The 22985-nt window shown below is 60.7% G+C and carries 22 protein-coding genes; 13 read left to right on the top strand and 9 right to left on the bottom strand.

The features are described 5' to 3' along the window. Positions 1–44 precede the first annotated feature (44 nt). Positions 45–1040 carry an extensin family protein gene (locus tag CO667_RS21175; RefSeq protein WP_097620233.1) on the top strand — a complete coding sequence of 332 codons (996 nt, stop codon included), beginning with the start codon at positions 45–47 and terminating at the stop codon, positions 1038–1040. Positions 1041–1140: 100 nt separating this feature from the next. After that, a complete protein-coding gene (locus tag CO667_RS35935; protein ID WP_097620232.1) occupies positions 1141–1350 on the top strand; it encodes a hypothetical protein in 210 nt (69 codons plus the stop codon). On the opposite strand, the gene CO667_RS21165 is transcribed toward CO667_RS35935, so the two are convergent. Further along, positions 1329–3008 (bottom strand): formate--tetrahydrofolate ligase, encoded by a 1680-nt coding sequence (locus CO667_RS21165; protein ID WP_097620231.1) that lies wholly within the window; start codon positions 3006–3008, stop codon positions 1329–1331. The two genes, CO667_RS35935 and CO667_RS21165, sit on opposite strands and share 22 nt — an antisense overlap. 159 nt (positions 3009–3167) lie before the next feature. Here CO667_RS21165 and CO667_RS21160 point away from each other — a divergent pair, with 159 nt between their 5' ends. Continuing rightward, positions 3168–3698, top strand: a complete 531-nt coding sequence (locus tag CO667_RS21160; RefSeq protein ID WP_097620230.1) for a TIGR00645 family protein — start codon at positions 3168–3170, stop codon at positions 3696–3698. A 71-nt stretch (positions 3699–3769) separates the two neighbouring features. Here CO667_RS21160 and CO667_RS21155 read toward each other — a convergent pair whose 3' ends face one another. After that, complete coding sequence (locus CO667_RS21155) at positions 3770–5299, bottom strand: hypothetical protein (protein WP_245433191.1); 1530 nt, start codon at positions 5297–5299, stop codon at positions 3770–3772. A gap of 465 nt (positions 5300–5764) precedes the next feature. On the opposite strand from CO667_RS21155, the gene CO667_RS21150 reads away from it, so the two are divergent. Together CO667_RS21150 and CO667_RS21145 are read left to right on the top strand one after the other, a co-directional pair. Next, positions 5765–6490, top strand: a complete 726-nt coding sequence (locus tag CO667_RS21150; protein WP_097620228.1) for a LuxR C-terminal-related transcriptional regulator — start codon at positions 5765–5767, stop codon at positions 6488–6490. A gap of 171 nt (positions 6491–6661) precedes the next feature. Then, positions 6662–7123, top strand: a complete 462-nt coding sequence (locus CO667_RS21145) for a PAS domain-containing protein (protein WP_097620227.1) — start codon at positions 6662–6664, stop codon at positions 7121–7123. Positions 7124–7132: 9 nt separating this feature from the next. Here the strand turns inward: CO667_RS21145 and CO667_RS21140 are convergent, their stop codons facing one another. From CO667_RS21140 to CO667_RS21130, 3 genes are all read right to left on the bottom strand, one after another. Beyond that, positions 7133–8257 (bottom strand): DUF2333 family protein, encoded by a 1125-nt coding sequence (locus CO667_RS21140; protein WP_097620226.1) that lies wholly within the window; start codon positions 8255–8257, stop codon positions 7133–7135. Between the two features lie 149 nt (positions 8258–8406). Further along, the gene (locus CO667_RS21135; RefSeq protein ID WP_097620225.1) at positions 8407–9477 is read right to left on the bottom strand and encodes a hypothetical protein; all 1071 of its coding nucleotides are present in this window, start codon (positions 9475–9477) and stop codon (positions 8407–8409) included. 74 nt (positions 9478–9551) lie between these two features. Then, the gene (locus CO667_RS21130; protein WP_097620224.1) at positions 9552–10154 is read right to left on the bottom strand and encodes a thymidine kinase; all 603 of its coding nucleotides are present in this window, start codon (positions 10152–10154) and stop codon (positions 9552–9554) included. Between the two features lie 236 nt (positions 10155–10390). On the opposite strand from CO667_RS21130, the gene CO667_RS21125 reads away from it, so the two are divergent. The 6 genes from CO667_RS21125 to CO667_RS21100 all read left to right on the top strand — a co-directional run bounded on the left by CO667_RS21125 (position 10391) and on the right by CO667_RS21100 (position 16206). After that, the gene (locus CO667_RS21125) at positions 10391–11347 is read left to right on the top strand and encodes a choline ABC transporter substrate-binding protein (RefSeq protein WP_097620223.1); all 957 of its coding nucleotides are present in this window, start codon (positions 10391–10393) and stop codon (positions 11345–11347) included. A 72-nt stretch (positions 11348–11419) separates the two neighbouring features. Continuing rightward, positions 11420–12265 (top strand): choline ABC transporter permease subunit, encoded by an 846-nt coding sequence (gene choW, locus CO667_RS21120; protein WP_097620222.1) that lies wholly within the window; start codon positions 11420–11422, stop codon positions 12263–12265. Then, complete coding sequence (gene choV, locus CO667_RS21115) at positions 12262–13314, top strand: choline ABC transporter ATP-binding protein (RefSeq protein ID WP_097620221.1); 1053 nt, start codon at positions 12262–12264, stop codon at positions 13312–13314. Before choW ends, choV begins: the two co-directional genes overlap by 4 nt. Positions 13315–13345: 31 nt before the next feature. Further along, entirely contained in the window at positions 13346–14095 is a 750-nt protein-coding gene (locus CO667_RS21110) for a pyridoxamine 5'-phosphate oxidase family protein (RefSeq protein WP_097620220.1), read from the top strand. Positions 14096–14210: 115 nt separating this feature from the next. Then, entirely contained in the window at positions 14211–14528 is a 318-nt protein-coding gene (locus CO667_RS21105; protein WP_049736138.1) for a metalloregulator ArsR/SmtB family transcription factor, read from the top strand. A gap of 352 nt (positions 14529–14880) precedes the next feature. Continuing rightward, a complete protein-coding gene (locus CO667_RS21100) occupies positions 14881–16206 on the top strand; it encodes an aspartate aminotransferase family protein (RefSeq protein WP_097620219.1) in 1326 nt (441 codons plus the stop codon). A gap of 80 nt (positions 16207–16286) precedes the next feature. Here the strand turns inward: CO667_RS21100 and CO667_RS21095 are convergent, their stop codons facing one another. Next, positions 16287–17201 (bottom strand): HD-GYP domain-containing protein, encoded by a 915-nt coding sequence (locus CO667_RS21095; RefSeq protein ID WP_097620218.1) that lies wholly within the window; start codon positions 17199–17201, stop codon positions 16287–16289. Between the two features lie 451 nt (positions 17202–17652). On the opposite strand from CO667_RS21095, the gene CO667_RS21090 reads away from it, so the two are divergent. Continuing rightward, positions 17653–18756, top strand: coding sequence for a branched-chain amino acid ABC transporter substrate-binding protein (locus CO667_RS21090; RefSeq protein ID WP_097620217.1), 1104 nt, complete (start codon positions 17653–17655; stop codon positions 18754–18756). A gap of 116 nt (positions 18757–18872) precedes the next feature. Continuing rightward, positions 18873–20567 (top strand): adenine deaminase, encoded by a 1695-nt coding sequence (gene ade, locus CO667_RS21085; RefSeq protein WP_097620216.1) that lies wholly within the window; start codon positions 18873–18875, stop codon positions 20565–20567. Positions 20568–20595: 28 nt separating this feature from the next. Here ade and CO667_RS21080 read toward each other — a convergent pair whose 3' ends face one another. From CO667_RS21080 to CO667_RS21070, 3 genes are all read right to left on the bottom strand, one after another. Next, a complete protein-coding gene (locus CO667_RS21080) occupies positions 20596–20886 on the bottom strand; it encodes an addiction module antidote protein (protein ID WP_097620215.1) in 291 nt (96 codons plus the stop codon). Further along, a complete protein-coding gene (locus CO667_RS21075; protein ID WP_020051162.1) occupies positions 20879–21103 on the bottom strand; it encodes a type II toxin-antitoxin system RelE/ParE family toxin in 225 nt (74 codons plus the stop codon). Before CO667_RS21075 ends, CO667_RS21080 begins: the two co-directional genes overlap by 8 nt. A gap of 150 nt (positions 21104–21253) precedes the next feature. Continuing rightward, on the bottom strand, positions 21254–22900 hold the full coding sequence (locus CO667_RS21070) for an alpha-glucosidase family protein (RefSeq protein ID WP_097620213.1): 1647 nt from the start codon (positions 22898–22900) through the stop codon (positions 21254–21256). Between the last annotated feature and the right edge of the window lie 85 nt (positions 22901–22985).

The following is a 22985-nucleotide window of genomic DNA, read 5'->3' as shown; positions in this document are numbered from 1 at the left end:
TGCAACGAAAACCGCCACAATGCGTTATATGCTCCGCTATCGACATGACGGAACCGGATGCATTGAGAAAACTTTCGATACTGGCGATCCTCGCCGCTACCGCCTTTCTTGCCGGCGCCCGCCTGCCCCCGCATGGCCCCTTGCCCCAAGCTCGACCGGACGCCGGGGAGACAACTCCCGCCCCGCTGCCCGATGAGGCTGAACCGCCTGCGCCGGGTGATGTGCCAGCGCCGCAGCCGAAGCCTGATGTGCCAAAGCCTGATGTGAAGGGGGAACCGGAAGCACCGGCGCCGGACCAGCCGTCGGCGCCACCGACCGACCCGGCAAAGCCCGAACAGTCAAAGCCGGAGCCTGCAGAACCGATGCAGGGCCCGCCGCTGCCGCCGGGCGGGCTCAAAAGCCCGCAGACGCCGGCGGAAGACGACAAGCCACCTGCCGAGCAGACACTCGAAGAGCAGCATCTGACAATCGAACCCGAAAGCGATGCCGACCACGCCGAATGCACTGCGGCACTCCAGGCGCTCGGCGTCGTCTTCAAGGACACACCGCGCATCGACGACGGCAACGGCTGCGGCATCGACAAGCCGATTATCGTCTCTGAACCCCTGCCCGGCATCAAGCTCAAGCCGGAGGCGACGATCCGCTGCCCGACAGCCCTTGCCCTTGCCCGCTGGATGAAGGAGAGCGTCATCCCCGCCGCCTCCGCCGCCCTGCCGGAACAGGGCCGCATCACATCAGTCAACCAGGCGACGGCCTATATGTGCCGCCTGCGCAATGGTGCCGGAACAGGCAAGATCTCCGAGCACGCCCGCGGCAACGCCATCGATATTGCGAGCTTCCATTTCGAAAAGGGCGAGGATGTCGCCGTCCGCTCGCGCCGCGAGGACGCAACGCTCACCGGCGCCTTCCAGCGCACCGTGAGTGCGGCCGGCTGCCTCTATTTCACCACCGTCCTCGACCCCGAAAGCGACGCCGCCCACGAAACGCATTTCCACCTCGACGTGATCGAGCGGAAGGGCGGCTATCGTTATTGCCATTGATCATTCAGTGGCTGCGATCCTTGCTTGAATCATGCGGCGAAATAACCACATAGAAGCTGCAAAATGGGTGGAGGGGGTCAGCAGCGAATGAAGATCAAGCATCATCGCGGTTCTCCTGATCGTCGCTGTCGGCTATATTTTCACCGGTGAATTGCATTGGCACTTTGCCATCGGAATGCTGTTACTCGGCACGCTACAAGGCCTTTTCATCTGGCTATTTATCGATCCGGATTTTGAAAAACGCCGGGAGCGTCGTCTGGTCGAGCGCTTTGGAAAGCCATCCGCTGATCAGAATAGCCCCTCGATATAGCCCTGATCGTTCAGGAAAATCCGCTCCGCTGACGGCGATTTCGGCAGGCCGGGCATTGTCATGATTTCGCCGGTGATGGCGACGACGAAGCCGGCTCCCGCCGAAAGCCGCACTTCCCGCACGGTGACGATGTGGCCTTCCGGCGCGCCGCGCAGGTTCGGATCGGTAGAGAAGGAATATTGCGTCTTCGCCATGCAGATCGGCAGCTTGCCGTAACCCTGCTCTTCCCATGTCTGCAACTGGTCGCGCACCGCCTTGTCGGCAGTCACCTCGCCGGCGTGATAGATCTTCGAGGCGACGATCTCGATCTTCTCGAACAGCGAAAGATCGTCGCCGTAGAGCGGCTGGAATTTCGCCTGTCCTGACTCGGCCAGTTCCACCACCTTGTGTGCCAGTTCCTCGATGCCCGCCGAACCTTTCGCCCAATGCTGGCAGAGGATCGCCTCGGCGCCGAGTCTCGAGACGAATTCCTTCACCGCGGCGATCTCGGCATCGGTGTCCGAGACGAAATGATTGATCGCCACGACGACGGGCACGCCGAAACGGCGGACATTGGCGACGTGCCGGCCGAGATTGGCGCAGCCCTTCTTCAATGCGACGACATCCTCCGTGCCGAGATCGTCCTTCTTCACCCCGCCATTCATCTTCAGCGCCCGGACGGTGGCGACGATCACCGCCGCATCCGGCTTCAGCCCGGCCTTGCGGCATTTGATGTCGAAGAATTTCTCCGCTCCGAGATCGGCGCCGAAGCCTGCTTCCGTCACCACATAGTCGCCGAGCTTCAGCGCCGTCTTCGTCGCCGTTACCGAATTGCAGCCATGGGCGATGTTGGCGAAAGGCCCGCCATGCACGAAGGCCGGATTGTTCTCCAGCGTCTGTACCAGGTTCGGCTGCATCGCATCTTTCAACAGCACCGCCATGGCGCCGTCGGCTTTCAGATCGCGCGCATGCACCGGCGTCCGGTCGAAACGATAGCCGATGATGATGTCGCCGAGCCGCCGCTCCAGATCCTTGAGATCGGTGGCAAGGCAGAGGATCGCCATCACCTCGGAGGCGACGGTGATGTCGAACCCGCCCTGGCGCGGGAACCCGTTGGCAACGCCGCCGAGCGAAGAGACCATGCTGCGGAGTGCCCGGTCGTTCATGTCCATGACCCGCCGCCAGGTGATGCGGCGGATGTCGATATTCTCTTCGTTGCCCCAGTAGATGTGGTTGTCGACCATCGCCGCCAGAAGATTGTGCGCCGAGGTGATCGCATGGAAATCGCCGGTGAAATGCAGGTTGATGTCTTCCATCGGCACGACCTGCGCATAACCGCCGCCGGCCGCTCCGCCCTTGACGCCGAAGCAGGGGCCGAGCGAAGCTTCGCGGATGCAGACGATCGCCTTTTTGCCGATCCGGTTCAGCCCGTCGCCGAGCCCGACGGTGGTCGTCGTCTTGCCCTCGCCCGCCGGCGTCGGATTGATCGCGGTGACGAGGATCAGCTTGCCGTCCTTCTTGCCCGCCTGCCCGGCGATGAACTCGGCGCTGACCTTTGCCTTGTCGTGACCATAGGGAGCGAGCTGCTCGACCGGAATGCCGAGCTTCGCCCCGATCTCGAAAATCGGCTTCTTGGCTGCGGCGCGCGCGATCTCGATATCGGATTTGATGGATGGCATGAATGTTCCCCGTCCCGACCTCCGCAGACGCGGAGCTATTTGTTCTTTCTTTATCGGGATAGCGAAATATCGGCGGGGTGTGAATAGCGCCACGCCTTGCGGCCGCCACGCCGGATGTTTATGTGGCGGGCAACGATCGCGGTTTTACAGGGTGAAGACATGAAAGCACTGGAACTCATCATCGAGCGCATCATCCTGTCGAGCCGCTGGATCCTCGTCGCCTTCTATATCGGCCTGGTAGCGGCGCTCGCCGTCTACGCGGTTTCCTTCGGCTACAAGCTCCTGAAGATCGCTTCCGGCGTCTTCGCCCTCGACGAGGCGGAGATGATCCTTGCCATGCTCAGCCTGATCGATGCGGCCCTCGTCGCAAGCCTGATCGTCATGGTGATGATCTCGGGTTACGAGAATTTCGTCAGCCGCTTCGATGAGGCCAGCGAAGCCGACAACGAAGTCTCCTTTCTCGGCAAGCTCGATTCAGGCAGCCTGAAGATCAAGGTCGCCTCCTCGATCGTCGCCATCTCCTCCATCCACCTGCTGCAGGTCTTTCTCAATGCCGACAAATACGACGACGGCAAGATCATGTGGCTGACCCTGATGCACCTCGCCTTCGTCGCGTCCGCCGTCATGCTCGGCTTCCTGGAAAAGCTGATGAGCGTGACGTCGAAGAATGATTTGAAGGATAAGGCTTAGAAGTACCTTCGAAGGGTGAACAAGCAGCAGCCCGACGCAAACGCCGAGCTATGCCCTTTCCTGTCGTGAGATCAATTGACCGAAGCAGCAGGAACGATCTTCACCTCAGCCTTTCTGTGGCATCGAAGGCTTTCCTTGGCATCGGGTCCACACAGGTGATAACCGGGCTCTTCATCATCAGGGATGATACCATTGATGATGCCAAGCTCGAGCGCCTGAGAACGAAATATAGTCCCTCGCTCAATTGATGTCGCGAGCATCATCGTCTCATATGCCTCGGCACTGATGCCCATCTCGTCGAAATAGGCGAAGAATTCCCTGTATTCAGCCGCCGTAGGTCTGACGAGGCCGATAGAGGAATATCCGACAACCCGCGGCCTTCCTCCCATCAGGGCCAGAGTACAGGTCGAAAGGCAGGACGCACGGCCGGCAAAGACTTTGCCCTCGGTCGGCCCGCTTTCGGCGATGCTGGCTTTGCAACGCGGATCCAGCTTTGGACAATTCGGCAATTGCGTTCTGCCAATCGAGGTCTCCAGACCTGCAGCACGGATCATACGCCCCACCGCGAAAGCCGCCTCCATGTCCCCGCCATTGGACTGAAAGACGATCGGCAGCTTTCTTCCGCCGAGCGTCTTCAGGATCGCCTCCAACCGCGCCGGCGTCTCCGGCGTGATGTCTCCATCCGCAGAGATCCACTGGGTGCACTCCTCCTGGCAATTGCCATTGGACATCAGCAGAAAATCCATCGGATGGGTGGTCGGCAGCTTCACGCTCGTATCTGCGGCCGCAGCCTGCGCGGGCGCCTCAGCCGCCGCAGGGGCCTCGACCGCCGGATGGCCGTGGCAGACGGCCTCGGCGGCTGCACCTGGCGCGCAGAGCGGCATGCCCGGCCACTCGTTGTAAGCCAGCATGTCGGTGTTCAGCCCCATCCGAATTGCATCTGTGGGCGGTACGATAGTGATGCGATCAGGAGGGGTACTCATCATCAAAGCGATAAGATCGGCACTGACGCCCATTTCCTTCAAATAGCCCGTCAGGGCAGCGGCGGCCTTCTTTCCAAGTTTCGTGGAACTACTCTGCCCCGCGGATTTGCGGCCAACCTCCTTGCGGGAAATTTCCGTCTTCTTGCCATTCACCATCTTGTATTCGATGCGATAGGAGACACGCACCCTGCTGTAGACAGTCGTGATCTGGTGGACGCCGATGAAAGCCCATTGCGACGAGACGCGCGAGGTACCGCCGGCGAAGGCCAGGGGACACGCGGAAAAGCAGTATGCGCCATCCGAATAGGTGACGCCGACCGAGCTGCCATCCTTTGGGATAGCGGCGGCGCAGCGCGTATCGTCCGCTGGGCAATCCTTCAGTCGCGTGCCTCCGACGGCTGTTTCCAGCCCGGCCTTGCGGATCATCCGGCCCATCGCATAAGCAGCATCGACCTCACCACCTTCCGACAGAAAGACCACCGGCAATTTCCGATCCCCGATTTTCTTCAGAACTTTTCGGAGCTGGCCGGGAGTATCGGTGGTTATGCGTCCCTCTGCCGATATCCATTCAGGACAGTCTTCCATGCAGAGAAGGCTGCGTACGATGATGAAACGCATCGGCGGCTGCCCCGCCTGCTTCTTCTGCTCGGCAGCCTGCGAGATCGCGGCACCGATCGGCAAGCTCAAAAATAACAAGGCAAGTAATATAAGGGAAAACAGATACTTTCTAAAAACAAGAAATGCAAAGCGCACGATTAAATCGCCTCAGTTATACATGGGAATACGATTAGCAATTGCACCGAACCGCAGCAAGCCAGATTTCGACGGCGGCTACCGCCCAACCTCTTTCCCGAAGTGATTCTCTTCCTATCCGCCATAGGCGAAACCACAGTTATCCGCCGACGAAAGATGTTACCGATACCACAACGCTACTAGCATCGACGGCAACTCAACCATGACGCGCGCATTTGTGACTAATTCTTCACAATTTGGACTAATCGGCCTGCACGGAGGCAGTTGGGGCTAGCATCCTGGGGACTTTCGGTGTTTGATAGCGTTAACATTGGCTGCCGGGGCGTACAAATGTCTTACATGACCACCTCTGAAAGACAGTCATTGCTTTCTGCAGAGCTTGCTGCTGCACGAACGCGCAGTCTGTTTGCGCAGGCGCTCGGCAGGGTCTCGGCAGCCTTCGGATTGTCGCATGCGACGTTGATGCACGCCCCTACTCCGGAAGACCTGCTGTTGAAACCCCTGCTGATCGAAAGTTCGCTTCCGGCCGCCTATATCAGGGAGTTCGACCGCGCTCACATGATGCGTGGCTGTCCTTTTGGCTTGCGGCTGAGGGAGTCCGCGGTCCCTCCGGTTTGGCACCTCAATGACGCCGTCAATGGTCAGGCCTTCCCCGCCGAACTGCGTGCCTTGATGCTGCGCCACGCCATACCGGCAGGCGTTGCCATGCCGACCATTACGGCCGACGGCCAGCGCTTGGTCTTCTGGTTCTGCGGCGAGCGCACCGCACTTGGCCAGAGCGAGGTCAACGAACTGGCAATGATCATTCTGCATGCACTCGATGCATATAATGCAGTCAAACGCAATGAGGAATCCGCGCATAACGTGCTATCGATCAGAGAACTGGAAGTTGTGCGCTGGACCGCCCAGGGCAAGACCTCGATCGAAATCGGCCAGATCCTGACGCTCTCGGACCACACGGTGAATGCCTATATGACGAACGCGATCAAGAAACTTGATTGCGTCAACCGTACCCAGTTGGTGGCCAAGGCAATTCGATTGAAGCTGATCAACTGAGGAATCGGAAGAGAGTCGGAACGCCGTCCCGTGATCTAGAGCAATTCCAGGAAAAGTGCGAAACGGTTTTCCCAGGCAAAGCGCGAAGCGCTTTTGCCGGGAATTGCGTAAAAACAAAAGGGTAGAGCGGTTCTGCGTTTCCGTTAAAAGCTGAACCGCTCTAGGGGTATCGTGTCTCTTCGCTTCGAACAGCCCGTCATTGACAAAGCAGAGCAATCCCGCGTCCACATCGGCATCACCGATGCGGAAATCGTCCAGATGCTTGCGGCCTATCGCCTCTTCGGCCTCTGGCGCATCGACATCGAGACAGGACATTTCTTCGCAAGCGAGGATGTCCACACGATCTTCGACCTCCTCTATAGCGACGGCCCCGTCAACCTGGCGGAGCTGATGTCGCGCATCCACGAGGAGGATCGCAGCCTGATCGCCCAGACCTTCGAAGAGGCGAGCCGTCACGGCGCCGGCTTCCATTTCGTCTATCGCGTCGACAACCGGCTTGGCGGCTACAAGCTGGTGCGCAGCGTCGGCCGCATTCGTGACGACGAAAGCGGCGGCGGCATCGTCGGCATCACCTATGAGTTCGTCGAGAAACTGCGCGTCGTCGGCTTCGAGGACAATACTGCGTCTCGGTGACATGCTGTTTTAACGGTCGAGCACCGACCGGATCTCGACGAGGTTCGAGCGTACTCTGAGAATATAGAAGCCCATGGTGGCGAGATGGCTCGGCATGATCCAGCCGTCTTCGCGCCCGTTCGAAATGATCGCCGGCTGGATGCGCAGTGCCGCCTGGAACTGCCGGGTCGTGCCGCCCCAGATCGCGCCGAGATTGCGCTCCTGCACCACCTGCGAGAAGTCCGCCTGCGCGGCGGTCAGGATGGCGTAATAGGCGTAGAGCTGGCCGTAGGCGAACCAGAACCGGTCGTCGGCACGTGTATCGAACCAACCGCGATTGTGGTGCTCCGAGCGTTCGGCGAGCATGTCGGAGGTGCTGCCGAGATCGTTGGCGATGCGGTCGATGAACTGCATCAGATTGTCGGCGCGGCCGTCGAAAATAGCATTGCAGGCGGAAAGATCGGTGTTGAATTTGCGCAGGTCCCTGATCGCCGTGCGGTAGTAGGAAGGCGTCGGCGTCTTCGGTCCGAAGGGATTGAGCCCGAAATACCAGCTAGATTCGTCGAACTGCAGATTGCCGCGCGCGCTCTGCAGGTCGTTGTTGATGCCCGAGGTGCCGCGCACGCGCCCGAGCGTATCGACCAGCTCAGCCGAAGTCCGGCGAACCGCCTGGTTGATGCCGCGCTGGAACGAAGCCTTGTTGTCGAGGAAGGGCGTGTGATCCCAGTCGATGCCGAAGAAGCCCATCTTGTAGAGCAGCATGGAGGATATCCATGCGTTCTGGTCGACATTGAAATCCGTCAGGTCGGCCGTGACGTCAACAATGGCCGAGCGCTGACAGGTCTTGGCGGTCGCAGCACCCTCGGCGGCCGGCAGTTCCTGCCCGGCCGGAACCTTGCGTTCGGAGAGCCGGTATTGGTCGACGAAGGCGGTATTGAAATTCGACCAGACCTGCGTCTGCCAGAAGAAATAGCCGTAGAGCACGACGAAAAGCGCCACGAACGCAATGACCGGCAGCCGGATCATCCAGCTCCGGCGCTGATACCAGCCATGCGCGGCAAGAAAGGGCCAGAAGGCCCAGGCGAAAAACAGGCGGGCCCAGCGACCGATCGTCTGGCCGATCAGCCTGAAAAAACCGGCTATCCGGTCAAGCATCGTCGTCTCCTGTCAGGTGAGGCGAACATCGGGACATCGCCGCCCCGTTGCATCCACATATGCGCTCGGTAGGCCGAGCACAACACGAGCCCCTCGATTTTTCCGAATGAAAGCATCGCGGGAAAGGGGTGCGAACCAGGCCCCGAGGCTCAGGAACGCAGGAAAGGCAGGCTGAAACGGAAGGACCTGCGCGCCGTGTCGATCAGAGGCGCTCCCGATGTTTCCGGCGGTTCGGCATAGGCCGGGAACCTGCCGGCGAATTCGAGATCGGCGCGGCTCTTGCGCCGCTCCAGATCCTGGGCGACCAGCATGCCCTTCGCAAACAGCCTGATCGGCGTAGCGATATCGGGAAAGAGTTCCGGCTTGATCCGCATCTTCATGCCCGGCCGGTCGGTATCGACCTGCGCCTGGTAGATGATCAGCCGCTCCTCGACGTCGATCATCAGCTTGCGCAGCAGCACGTTGGAGGCGGCGATCCGGCCATTCAGCGAATCAACAAGGGACTGGAACAGGCCGATGAAACGCTCGCGCCGCTGACTGTCGTCGCGCATCTCGTGCTCCTCGGCCGAAATCTGCTCGGCTTCCGCTTTCAGCGCCCGCCGCTCGGCCTCCATCTGCTCCCAATGCGCCCTGTTGCCGTAGACGCCGATGCGGCCCTGCGTCGTCAGCGCCTTGGCATTGAGTTCCTTCATCTTGAGGCGGGCGAGATCGATGGAATCGACCAACCGGCGCCGCTGTTCGACGATGTCGACGAGACCGCGTTCGGCGGCCCTGTGCCGTTCGGTGATCGAAGCGCGCTGGCCGGCGATCAGCCCGGCGAGCGCGTCCGATTTCGTCAAAAGGTCGAGCAGCCGCTCGATGACGGGCGCCTCGCGCACGCGTTCGGTATACATGCGCCACATCCGCTGGCGCGACGTCCAGCCGGCCATCTTCTCGCGCAGCGTCAGCCCCCGGAAACTGTCGAGATCGGCCGAAACCTCAGCCGTCAGACGGTCGAGGGAAAAGACAAGATCGGCTTGCAGGGCGTCGAGCGCCGCAGCATCGGCGATATGGGCCTGGAAGCGAGCATTCTGCTCGAGGAAGACATCGTCGGCCGAACGCGCTTCATCGCCGTTGAAGGCGCTGATCGCGGCCACGCAATAGGCTCCGTCGGCCGCAATCCTCTCGGCAAGGCTGCCTGCAGCTTCGTATTGGCTGTCGAATGGCCGGGGTTTGCGCACCTGATCTCTCCAGGGAATCTCCTCGCCCAAGCTAGTCGCTTGCGGCGCCAAAGAAAACAGGCGGCATCGCGGCTTCAGACGGGCTCGGCGATCCAGGCCCCGTTCATCGCTTCATCCCAATGCCTGCGGCAGAGCGAAACATATTTCTCGTTGCCGCCGACATCGATTTGCGCGCCTTCGTGCAGCACTTTCCCCTCCGCGTCGAGCCGCACCACCATGGTCGCCTTGCGCCCGCAATGGCAGATCGTGCGCACCTCGCGCATTTCATCGGCGATCGCCAGCAGCTCCTGCGAGGCCGGAAACAGCTTGCCCTGGAAATCGGTTCTGAGCCCGTAGACCATCACAGGAATGCCGAGCCTGTCGACAACGCGGGCAAGCTGCCAGACATGGACAGGCGTCATGAAATGCGCCTCGTCGACGAAGATACAGGCGATCGGCGCCCCTTCTCCGCTCAGCGTCGCGATCAGCTGGAACAGGTCCTCGTGCGGCTCGAAGGGAATGGCGCTCGCCTCCAGCCCGATCCGCGAGCCGATGACGCCGCGGCCGGTGCGCTCGTCGAAAGCAGCGATCAGCTGCACCGTGCGCATGCCGCGCTCCTGGTAATTATAGGAGGCCTGCAGCAGCATCGTCGACTTGCCGGCGTTCATCGTCGAGTAGTTGAAATAGAGTTTTGCCATCCGATCTCTCCTCGATCGGTTTATTGAAAGCTCACAATGGCAAAGGAAAGCCCCCTGAAGGCGATAATCACAGGAATCCCAGCCCGAAAATCGCCGAACGGCCTGAAAACAAAGCGCCGCGAAAAAACTGCCGACGTCGCAATCGCATGGGTCGATACGACGCAAACGCACTGAGGTCGCTTGTCAAACTCGGCTATTGGTGGTTGGCTTGGGAACTTAAAGACTGGGAGTCTAAAATGAAAACAACAAGCACGTTCAAACTCGTCACTGCAACTGCCGTCGCCGCCCTCTCCGTTGGGACTGCCGCTTTCGCCGCCGATCCCGACAGCTGCTCCACCGTCCATTTTTCGGACGTCGGCTGGACTGACATTACCGCTACCACCGCCACCGCGTCCGTCGTCCTGAAAAGCATCGGCTATCAAACCGACATCAAGGTCCTCTCGGTGCCGGTGACCTACACCTCGCTGAAGAACAAGGACATCGACATCTTCCTCGGCAACTGGATGCCGACGCAGGAAAAGGATGTCCGTCCCTATCTCGACGACAAGTCGGTCGAATCCTTCGGCCCCAACCTCGTCGGCGCCAAATACACGCTCGCCACCAACGCCAAGGGCGCGGAACTCGGCATCAAGGACTTCAAGGATGTCGCCGCCCACAAGGACGATCTCGACGGCAAGGTCTACGGCATCGAGCCGGGCAATGACGGCAACCGCCTGATCATGGACATGATCGAAAAGAACACCTTCGGCATGAAGGATATGGAAGTCGTCGAATCCTCCGAACAGGGCATGCTCGCCCAGGTCGCCCGTGCCGACAAGGCTGGCAAGCCTGTGGTTTTCCTCGGCTGGGAACCCCATCCGATGAACACCAACTTCAAGCTGACCTACCTCACGGGCGGTGACGATATCTTCGGTCCGGAGTTCGGCGGCGCCAAGGTCTACACCAATGTTCGCGCCGGTTATCTCGCCGAATGCCCGAATGTCGGCGCCATGCTGAAGAACCTGATATTCTCCCTCGACATGGAGAACCAGATCATGGGCAAGATCCTCAACGACGGCAAAGAGCCGGAGGCTGCGGCCTCCGAATGGCTGAAGGCGAACCCTTCGGCGCTCGAGCCCTGGCTCGCCGGTGTCAAGACCCGCGACGGCAAGGGCGACGCGCTGGCGGCCGCCAAGACCGGCCTCGGCCTTTGATGGTGTGAACGGGGCGGCCAGCCGCCCCGTTTCATTTTGTCCATTGTTGATTTTTTCTGGATAGGCGCGCTCTTGAATTGGATCACCGACTTTAAGATTCCCATCGGCCCCTGGGCTAAATCCTTCGTGGACTGGCTGACCTCGAACGGCGAGTGGTTCTTCAACCAGCTGGCATTCCTGCTGTCGAGCGCCATAGACGGCCTGCTCTTCATACTGCAGAAGCCGCACCCGCTGATCGTCATCGCGGCCATCACCGCGATCGCCTTCTGGCTGCGCCGGTCGATCGCGATCGCCGTCTTCACCTGTCTAGGGCTGCTGCTCATCGTCAACCAGGACTATTGGAAGGAGACGACGGAGACGCTTGCTCTCGTGCTCGCCGCCACCTTCGTCTGTATGGTGATCGGCATTCCGCTCGGCATCGCCGCCGCCCGCCGCCCCTGGGTCTATGCCGCCATGCGTCCGGTGCTCGATCTCATGCAGACGATCCCGACATTCGTCTATCTGATCCCGGCGCTGATCCTGTTCGGTCTCGGCATGGTGCCGGGCCTGATCGCGACCGTGATCTTCGCGATCCCCGCCCCCATCCGGCTGACGCGCCTCGGCATCATCTCGACCCCGCCATCCCTCGTCGAAGCAGCCGTCGCCTTCGGCGCGCGGCCGATGCAGGTGCTGCGCAAGGTCGAGCTTCCCTTCGCCGCGCCGCAGATCATGGCCGGCCTCACCCAGACCATCATGCTGTCGCTGTCGATGGTCGTCATCGCCGCTCTCGTCGGCGCCCCCGGGCTTGGCGTGCCTGTCGTACGCGCGCTGAACACCGTCAATATCGCCAAGGGCTTCGATGCCGGCTTCTGTATCGTCATCCTGGCGATCATTCTCGACCGCATATTCCGTGCAGGGGACGAAGGAGACGGCGCATGACAGCGATAGACTTCAAGAATGTCAGCATCATCTTCGGCGACCGGCCGGAGACAGCCCTTGCCATGGTCGACCAGGGCAAAACGCGCGACGAAATCGGCGCCGCCACCGGACTGGTGCTCGGCGTCGCCGATGCCTCGCTAACGATCGAGGAAGGCGAGATCCTGGTGCTGATGGGCCTGTCCGGCTCCGGCAAGTCGACGCTGCTGCGCGCCGTCAACGGGCTCGCCCCTGTCGTGCGCGGCGATGTCGCGGTCTCCACGACCACCGGTTCCGTCAACCCTTACAAGTGCAATGCCAAGGCGCTACGCGACCTGCGCACCCACACCGTCTCCATGGTGTTCCAGCAGTTCGCCCTCCTGCCCTGGCGCACGGTCGCCGAGAATGTCGGCTTCGGCCTTGAGCTCGCCGGCATGCCGGAGGCCGAGCGCAAGGTCCGCATCGGCGAGCAGCTCGAACTTGTCAACCTGACGAAATGGGCCGATCGCAAGGTCAACGAACTCTCGGGCGGCATGCAGCAGCGCGTCGGGCTTGCCCGCGCCTTTGCCACCGGCGCCCCGATCCTGCTGATGGACGAGCCTTTTTCGGCCCTCGACCCCTTGATCCGCACCCGCTTGCAGGATGAACTCCTGGAGTTCCAGCGGCGGCTGAAGAAGACCATCCTCTTCGTCAGCCACGATCTCGACGAGGCCTTCCGCATCGGCAACCGCATCGCCATCATGGAGGGTGGCCGTATCATCCAGTGCGGCACGCCGCACGACATCGTCAAGAACCCCGCCGACCAGTATGTCGCCGATTTCGTGCAGCATCTCAATCCGATCAACATGCTGACGGCGGCCGACGTCATGCAGCCCGGCCTCGGACAGACCGCCGCCGGCATGAGCGTCAGCGCCACGGCCCGCGCCGCCACCCCGCTCGTCGATGTCCTCGACGCCCTTGCCCGCCAGCCCGGCAGCATCGGCATCGTCGAGAACGGCGCGATCGTCGGCACGATCTCGGCCCAGGATATCGTCGCCGGCCTTACCCGCCATCGCCGCAAGCAGGACGCTTGATGTTTTCAATCCGCTTTGCCACAAAGCGGGTATGAAGGATCAGCCCTCGCCCATACGCGAAACCGACGACGATGCCCGCAAACTCGCCCGCGTGCTTCTGCGCTCTGCGCGGCACGCGGCGATTGCCGTTCTCGACTCCGAGACCGGCTTTCCCTTCGCCAGCCGCGTGCTGGTCGCCACCGATATCGACGGCACTCCCGTCATCCTGGTTTCGAAGCTGTCGGCCCATACCAGGGCGCTCGCCAAGGACTCGCGCGCCTCACTGCTGACCGGCGAGCCCGGCAAGGGCGATCCCCTCGCCCACCCCCGTCTGACGACCCAATGCCTGGCGGAACCGGTCGAGCGCAGCCACGCGTTCTATGACCGTATTCGCACGCGTTTTCTCGCTCGCCACCCCAAGGCAAATCTTTATGTCGATTTTCCCGATTTCCTGTTCTTCCGTCTCAAACCGGAATTGGGGAGCCTCAATGGTGGCTTCGGCCGTGCCTACCAACTCGAGGGGAACGATCTCATCATCCAATCCGCCGCGAATGAGGAGATCGCCGCCTGCGCGGCAGAAACAGTGCGAGATTTAGTAGAACGCCACCCTGATGTGGCCCAGACCCTCGCCATCAGGTTAAACGCGCCAAAATCGGCTTCTTGGCGCATTTGTGGTATCGATCCCTCAGGTTTTGACCTCATTTCCGGCGATTTTCTGTTGCGATATGAATTCGAATGCCTCGCTGAGGAGGCCGATCACATTTGTTCAAACATATCTAAAACAGCATACTCGATACCTTAAATTTAGGTATATACAATCTTCGACCCAAGTTGCTAGTTTTTAGGTGTGGGTGAAAATCGCGGCAGGCGGCCTGTGCCAACACACGTGATGTACGTTTCGCATTAGGAAGATAAATATGGAAACCACTGATTTGGCCGATCACACGAATGTGGCGGCAGCTTTATTGTCGGCCATGGCAAACCCCAAGCGATTGCTGATCCTGTGTAGCCTCGTGAAGGGCGAAGTGGCCGTCGGCGTGCTTGCAACGCAGGTCGGCCTCAGCCAGTCGGCTCTCTCCCAGCACCTGTCGAAACTGCGCGCTCAAAAGCTGGTCAAGACCCGCCGAGACGCACAAACCATCTATTATTCGAGCACCTCCGAGCCGGTGATGAAGATCCTGGCGACGCTCGAAGACATCTACCTCGTGCAAAACAGGAATAGATCCGCCGCTTGATGATAGCGCTGACATGAATGTCGGCCTATGCCGTGCCGTAAGGGGAATGTTCCCGGAGGCGTGGCCAAGATATTTCAGCACGTGAACCTTATGGCACGACCGGCAAATTTGCGATTTGCCGGTCGTGCTTTTTGACAGCCATAGTCTCTCTGCTCCCTTTACCAGAAGGAACTGCAGCATGACCGCGCCGAAGCGCTTGCCCGTGAACGAGCCAAGCAGCTTGCCCCTCCCCTCAGGAGGGCTTCGGGACTTTTCCCGTTGACGCCTTGGGAAGCGCTGATAATTTGACCGGGCAGTCAAAATATGGGCGTAAAGCCCCCGGGAAAGGGCCGTCAGCGGCCAGGAGAACAGCATGTCCAATCGCCTCAACGCACCCAACGATCTTCGCGCCTTCTGGATGCCGTTTACGGCCAATCGCCAGTTTAAGAAGGAGCCGCGCTTGTTCGTCGGCGCCAAGGACATGTATTATACCACCCATGACGGCCGTCAGGTGCTGGACGGCACGGCCGGTCTCTGGTGCGTCAATGCCGGCCACTGCCGCCCGAAGATCACCGAGGCGATCCGCGAGCAGGCCGGCGAGCTCGACTACGCGCCGGCCTTCCAGCTCGGCCACCCCAAGGCCTTCGAACTGGCAAACCGCCTAGTCGACATCGCCCCCGAAGGCCTGGATCACGTTCTCTACACCAATTCCGGTTCTGAATCCGTCGAGACCGCGCTCAAGGTGGCGCTCGCCTATCACCGCGTGAAAGGCAATGGTTCGCGCTTCCGCCTGATCGGCCGCGAGCGCGGCTATCACGGTGTCAATTTCGGCGGTATCTCCGTCGGCGGCATCGTCACCAACCGCAAGATGTTCGGCACGCTTCTGACCGGCGTCGATCACATGCCGCACACCCACCAGCCGGGCAAGAACAACTTCACCCGCGGCGAGCCCGAGCATGGCGGCGATATCGCCACCGAGCTTGAGCGCATCGTCACCCTGCATGATGCCTCCACCGTCGCCGCCGTCATCGTCGAGCCGGTGGCCGGCTCGACCGGCGTACTGATCCCGCCGAAGGGCTACCTGCAGAAGCTGCGCGAGATCTGCACCAAGCACGGTATCCTTCTGATCTTCGACGAGGTCATCACCGGCTTCGGCCGCCTCGGCGCCCCCTTCGCCGCGCAATATTACGACGTCAAGCCCGATATGATCACCGCCGCCAAGGGACTGACCAATGGCGTCATTCCGATGGGCGCCGTCTTCGTCACCTCCGAGATCCATGATGCCTTCATGAACGGCCCGGAGCACATGATCGAGTTCTTCCACGGCTACACCTATTCCGGCAACCCGATCGCCTCGGCCGCAGCACTCGCCACGCTCGACACCTACAAGGAAGAAGGCCTGCTGACCCGCGCCGCCGAGCTTTCCGACTACTGGGCCGACGCGCTGCATTCGCTGAAGGACTGCCCCAATGTCATCGACATCAGGAATACCGGCCTGATCGGCGCGATCGAACTCGATCCGATCGCCGGCGAGCCGACCAAGCGTGCCTTCACCGCCTTCCTGAAAGCCTATGAAAGCGGCCTGCTGATCCGCACCACCGGCGATATCATCGCCCTCTCCCCGCCGCTGATCATCGAGAAGCACCATATCGACGAGCTTTTCGGCAAGCTGCGGACCATCCTGCAGAACAACATCTGAAGCCGCATTGAAAGCTCGGCACAAATAGCCCGCGGGGACATCGTCCTCACGGGCTTTTCTTTTCCGAAAACGAAGAAAACTCAGCTCACCGAGGCGATGGAGAGGCAGAGGGCAAATTTCTTCAGAAGCCGGCGATCGAAGTGCCCTTCAACGCCCAGCATCCATTTCAACGCATCGCCGGCACTCCACGGCGCCTTGTAAGGCCGCACCGAGGTGACGGCGTCATAAACATCGCAGATCGTGGCAATACGCGCATGCAGGCTAACGGCGCTGCCGGACAGCCCATGCGGATAGCCCTTGCCGTCGATGCGTTCGTGGTGATTGAGGCAGACGTCGAGAACGATGTCCGACATGCCCTCCTGCCGTAACAGGATTGCGTGCCCCTGCTCCGGATGCCTTCGCATCAGGCTGACCTCATCCTCTTCGAGGCGCCCTTCCTTGGTGAGCACCTCCAGCGGAATTTCGAGCTTGCCGACATCATGTAACAACCCGGCGGTACCGAGCATCTGAACCGTAGTCTCATCAAGTCCGAGATGCCGGCTGAAAAGGATCATCAGCGCGCTCACCGAAATTGAATGCAGGAACGTCACTTCGTCTTTTGATTTTAGACGCGTCACGCTCAGAAAAACGGAAGGGTTCTCATCCATCGACTTGGAGACGGAGGAAATCACCGGCGCCACCTGTTCGAAGGTGATTCCCTCGCCATTTTGCACCCGGCCGAAAACCTCCTCCAGCATCTGCACGGATTTCTGGACGGTTTCGCGCGCCGCCTTGCTGTCGATCTCGATGTCACGACCCGGGAGGCCGTTGGTATCGAAGCCCTTGCTGGTGTTGATGACGACGACGGCAGTGGCGCATTTACGAATTTTTGCGGCGTCGAGCTCGCGACGAACGGAAAATCTGCGCTTGGACAAAAGCGGATCCTGCCACAGGCCCTCGATAGCCTCTACAAACATTCCGATACGCACCTGGCTGGCGTCGATACGCTTGAGCATTCAGATCTCTAGTCCCGATACGTCTCTAATTTGTGAAGCTTTCATTTGCGCCGCAGCACTATTTGCGTGTCGCATGCTTCTACTACAATCCACCGAATTAACGGTTAATGCGGGAGATAAGGGGGCTCGCATGAACTCAGCTTTCATTCTCGACGAAAGCGTGCGCTTGGCAGCCCGGAAAAATCGACAAACCACGACAAAAATATCCATCTCGATCGAATTTTCGGCTGGACTGACCCGATTTCTCTTCCGTTTTGTTATGATCTTGCGAAATTGCATCAAAATTCCTAGAAATCTGTCGTGAGCCTTCCCGAGTCAAACATGGCCGGCTGGCTCGCTGATCGCGCCCTTACCGATCGTCTTTGGCACGGCCCGACGGGCTGTTGAATGATCGGAAAAACCGGCGCGGCACTCATCGCGGGTCGAAGGACCCCACCCAAGGAGACAGACAATGACCCCCAAGACATTGACGGCGACCCTCGTCGCGTCGCTCGCCTTTGCGCCGCTTGCCCGTGCCGACATCACCATCGGCCTGATCGCACCGCTGACCGGCCCCGTCGCCGCCTATGGCGACCAGGTGAAGAACGGCGCTCAGACCGCCGTCGACGAGATCAATAAGAAAGGCGGGATACTCGGCGAGAAGGTCGTCCTCGAACTGGCCGACGATGCCGGCGAACCGAAACAGGGCGTTTCCGCCGCCAACAAGGTCGTCGGCGACGGCATTCGCTTCGTCGTCGGCCCGGTGACCTCGGGCGTCGCCATTCCGGTTTCCGACGTGCTGGCGGAAAACGGCGTGCTGATGGTCACCCCGACCGCGACGGCGCCTGACCTCACCAAGCGCGGTCTCACCAACGTGCTGCGCACCTGCGGCCGCGACGACCAGCAGGCCGAAGTCGCCGCCAAATACGTGCTGAAGAATTTCAAGGACAAGCGCGTTGCCATCGTCAACGACAAGGGTGCCTACGGCAAGGGCCTCGCCGACGCCTTCAAGGCGACGCTGAATGCCGGCGGCATCACCGAAGCCGTCAATGACGCGATCACCCCCGGCGACAAGGATTTCAGCGCGCTCACCACCCGCATCAAGTCCGAAAAGGTCGACGTGGTCTATTTCGGCGGCTACCACCCGGAAGGCGGCCTGCTCGCCCGCCAGCTGCATGATCTCGCCGCCAACGCGACGATCATCGGCGGCGACGGCCTCTCCAACACCGAATTCTGGGCCATCGGCACGGATGCCGCCGCCGGCACCGTCTTCACCAACGCTTCGGACGCGACGAAGAACCCGGATTCCAAGGCCGCAGCCGAGGCGCTCGCTGCCAAGAACATCCCGGCCGAAGCCTTTACACTCAACGCCTATGCCGCTGTCGAAGTGCTGAAAGCCGGCATCGAGAAGGCCGGCAGCGCCGAGGACGCGGAAGCCGTCGCGGCTGCGCTGAAAGACGGCAAGGAAATCCCGACCGCCATCGGCAAACTCACCTACGGCGAAACCGGTGACCTCACTTCGCAGAGCTTCTCGCTCTACAAGTGGGAAGCCGGCAAGATCGTCGCGGCCGAATAAACCATCGCTGATCGCCATCGACCGGGCACCCCTGTGGCGCCCGGTTTCGTTTGCGGCACTCGCTTGTGGCGGCATATCGGTTATAACTTCTGAATCGCTTGTAATGTGAGCAACTCATGACCAGACTCGAACGTCTCATCGACCAAGGCGTCGGCCGCGTGCCGGCCGATATCGTGCTGAAGGGCGGCAGCTTCTTCGATCTCGTCACCGGCGAATTCGTCCGCTCTGACATTGCCATCGGCGCCGACCGTATCGTCGGCACCTCGGGCGATTATGCGGGCGAAATCGAGATCGATATCTCGGGAAAAATAGTCGTCCCAGGCTTCATCGACACGCATCTGCACATCGAATCCTCGCTGGTCACGCCGCATGAATTCGACCGCTGCGTCCTGCCCTATGGCGTCACCACCGCGATCTGCGATCCGCACGAAATCGCCAATGTGCTGGGCAGCGCCGGTATCGAATTCTTTCTCGAATCCGCGCTGGAGACGATCATGGACATCCGCGTCCAGCTCTCCTCCTGCGTGCCGGCGACGCATCTCGAAACCTCCGGCGCCGACCTGCCGATTGAAAGCCTCCTTCCCTACCGCGACCATCCCAAGGTCATCGGCCTTGCCGAATTCATGAATTTTCCCGGCGTGATCCACAAGGATCCCGTCTGCATGGCCAAGCTCGACGCCTTCCAGGGCGGACATATCGACGGCCACGCCCCGCTGCTCTCCGGCAACGATCTCAATGGTTACCTCGCTGCCGGCATCCGCACCGAGCACGAATGCACGAGCGCTGCCGAAGCACTGGAAAAGATCCGCAAGGGCATGCATGTCCTCGTGCGCGAGGGTTCGGTATCCAAGGATCTCGCCGCTTTGATCCCCATTATCACCGAGCGGTTGTCGCCTTATCTGGCGCTCTGCACCGACGACCGCAATCCGCTCGACATCGCCGAACAGGGCCATCTCGACCACATGATCCGCACGGCGATAGCAGCCGGCGTCGAGCCCCTGGCAATTTATCGCGCCGCCTCGATCTCTGCCGCCCGCGCCTTCGGCCTGAGGGACCGAGGCCTGGTTGCGCCGGGCTGGCGCGCCGATCTGGTCGTTCTCGACAGCCTGGAAAGCTGCCGCGCCGAGATCGTCTTCTCGGCCGGCCGCCGCGTCACCGATGCGCTCTTTTCCACACGCAGGCCGGTTGCCCCGATCGGCCTCGACAGCGTCAAGGCGAGGCCCGTCAACGCCGCCCATTTCGGCGTGCCGGTCGCCGAAGGCGAAACGCCTGTCATCGGTGTCATCCCGGGCAAGATCATCACCGAGCATCGCCGCTACCGCCTGCCCGTCAAGGGCAACGAGACGACGGTCGATCTCGCCAACGACATCATCAAGGTCGCCGTCATCGAACGCCACGGCAAGAACGGCAACCACGCCAACGGCTTCGTCCAGGGCTTCGGCCTGAAGAAGGGCGCGATCGCTTCCACAGTCGGCCATGACAGCCACAATATCTGCGTCGTCGGCGTCAGCGAAGACGACATGGCGCGCGCCGCAAACCGCCTCGGCGAGATCAAGGGCGGCTTCGTCGTCGTCGAGGACGGCAAGGTCACCGGCGAAATCGCCCTGCCCATCGCCGGCCTGATGAGCCTCGAGCCCTACGAGACGGTCCGCGATACGCTGCACCAGCTGCGCAAAGCCGCCTTCGCGCTCGGCGCCACGCTGGAGGAACCCTTCCTCCAGCTCGCCTTCCTGCCGCTGCCGGTCATCCCGCACCTGAAAATATCCGATCGCGGCATGGTTGATGTGGACAAGTTCGCGCTGATCGGGTGATGTGATCGATCGTCGGCGACAAACGCTCTCAGACCGCGTGATGCTTGGTGGTCAGCTCAAGCCCGATTGCTTTCATTACAGCCAGCGTGGTTTCAAGGGTGGGATTTCCGCTTTCGCTGAGTGCCTTATAAAGGTGCTCGCGCGCTAGGCCTGTTTCCCTGGCGATCTTGCTCATGCCCTTGGCACGCGCGACGACGCCAAGAGCAGACGCAATGAATTTCGCGTCTCCCGTCTGCAATGCCTCGATGACAAAGGCTTCAATGGCCTCGTCGGAATCAAGCATCTCAGCCGGGTCGAAGTCGAAAATCTCTTCAGCCATTATCGTCCCTCCATTCCGAGGCAATTCTTTTTGCCGTTCGTATATCGGTTTCCTGCGTGCTTTTGTCACCGCCGCAGAGAAGCACAATGATGGTTTCTCCACGTTTGCAATAATAGATCCGATAACCAGGCCCATAGTGAATGCGCAGTTCGCTCAGCCCTTCGCCGATCGGCGAGGCGTCGCCGGCATGCCCCGTCGCAAGACGCTGAAGGCGCAAAGCAATCGTCGCCTTGGCCTTCCCATCCTTCAACTTTTTGTGCCACTTTCGAAAAGTAGCTGTCTACTTCAAGATGAACAGAGCAATTGTAAGTTAAAAAGTACATCTCTGTCAAATTCGCCATTTCCACAACCGGAAATCGGCCTTGCGTCAAACCCGCGCACAAAACCCACCCAGCGCCGCAAGCTTCACCGACCCCTCGCCCGCCGCCGCCTCGAAGCCCGGCATCTCAAGCAGTTCGCCGCGCGCCATGCCTTCCGGCATGCGGAATTCCGCCGGTTTGCGCGTCAGGTTGAAAACGAAGAGCAGTTTTTCCCCGTCCTTTTCGCGGATAAAGGCGAGCAGGTCCTGATTGGTGCCGATGAAGGTCATGTCGCCGTCGATCAGCGCCGGATGTTGCTTCCGGAATGCGAGCGTTTTGCGGTAGTGATTGAGCACCGAGCTGTCGCTTCCCTCCTGCGTATCCACGGAAAGTGCCGCCTGCTCGTAAGGCACCGGCAGCCAGCTCTTTTCCGCCGAGGTAAAGCCCGCATGCGCCTTGCTCGCCTCCCAGGGCATGGGCGTACGGCATCCGTCGCGGCCCTTGAAGGCCGGCCAGAAGCGGATGCCGTATGGGTCGCGCAGATCCTCGAAGGCAAGCTCCGCCTCCGGCAGGCCGAGCTCCTCGCCCTGATAGAGGCAGATCGAACCGCGCAGCGCCGAAAGCACCGAGATCGCCAGCTTGGCGATGACAGGCCGCTCTTCCGCCGTCAGCGCGAAACGGCTGACATGGCGCATGACGTCGTGGTTGGAAAAAGCCCAGCAGACCCAGCCGTCCGTCACCGACTTCTGGAAAGCCTCGACGCAGCCGCGAATATGCTCGGCGGTGAAATCCGAGCCCAGCAGGTCGAATGTGTAGCACATATGCAGCTTGTCGTCGCCGCTCGTATAGGCGGCCACCGTCTTCAGCGAACGCGCCCCGTCGCCGACCTCGCCGACCGTTGTGCGATCCTCGTACTGATCGAGCAGCACCCGGAAGCGTTTGAGGAAATCGACATTTTCCGGCTGCGTCTTGTCATAGAGGTGGTTCTGCATGCCGTAGGGATTGCTGTCGGGCGCATCGAGGCCCCCGTCACTGGTATCGGGCTCGTGCGGCGGATTGCTTCTGAGCTGCTTGTCGCAGAAATAATAGTTGACGGTATCCAGCCGGAAGCCGTCGACGCCGCGGTCGAGCCAGAACTTCACCGTCTTCAGCACAGCGTCCTGCACTTGCCTGCTGTGGAAATTGAGGTCCGGCTGCGAGGTCAGGAAATTGTGCTGGTAATATTGGCGGCGCACGCCGTCCCACTCCCAGCCCGGCCCGCCGAAGATCGACAGCCAGTTGTTCGGCGCCGTGCCGTCCGGCTTCGGGTCGGCCCAGACATACCAGTCCGCCTTCGGATTGGTCCGGCTCGCCCGGCTCTCGACGAACCAGGCATGGCGGTCCGATGTGTGCGAGATCACCTGGTCGATGACGACCTTGATGCCGAGCCTGTGCGCCTCGGCCATCATCTCGTCGAAATCGGCGAGCGTGCCGAAGATCGGGTCGACGTCGCAATAATCGGAAACGTCGTAGCCCATGTCGGCCATCGGCGATTTGAAGAAGGGCGAAAGCCAGATCGCGTCGACACCGAGGCTGGCGATATACGGCAGCCGGCGGGTGATCCCTTTGAGGTCGCCGAGCCCGTCGCTGTTGGTGTCCTGAAACGAGCGCGGATAGACCTGATAGATCACCGCGCCGCGCCACCAGTCCGCATTCCCGCTCGTCTGCAATGCCATCGGCTACGTCTCCTGCTTGTTTGCGCTCGCCACACTAAAGCGGACGAAACAAAAGACAACCACATCAAGCCGTTATCAAAGTGCT

This window comes from Rhizobium sp. L43 (genome assembly GCF_002531725.1).
GTDB lineage: Bacteria > Pseudomonadota > Alphaproteobacteria > Rhizobiales > Rhizobiaceae > Rhizobium.
This window is presented reverse-complemented; position numbering and strand designations above follow the sequence as displayed.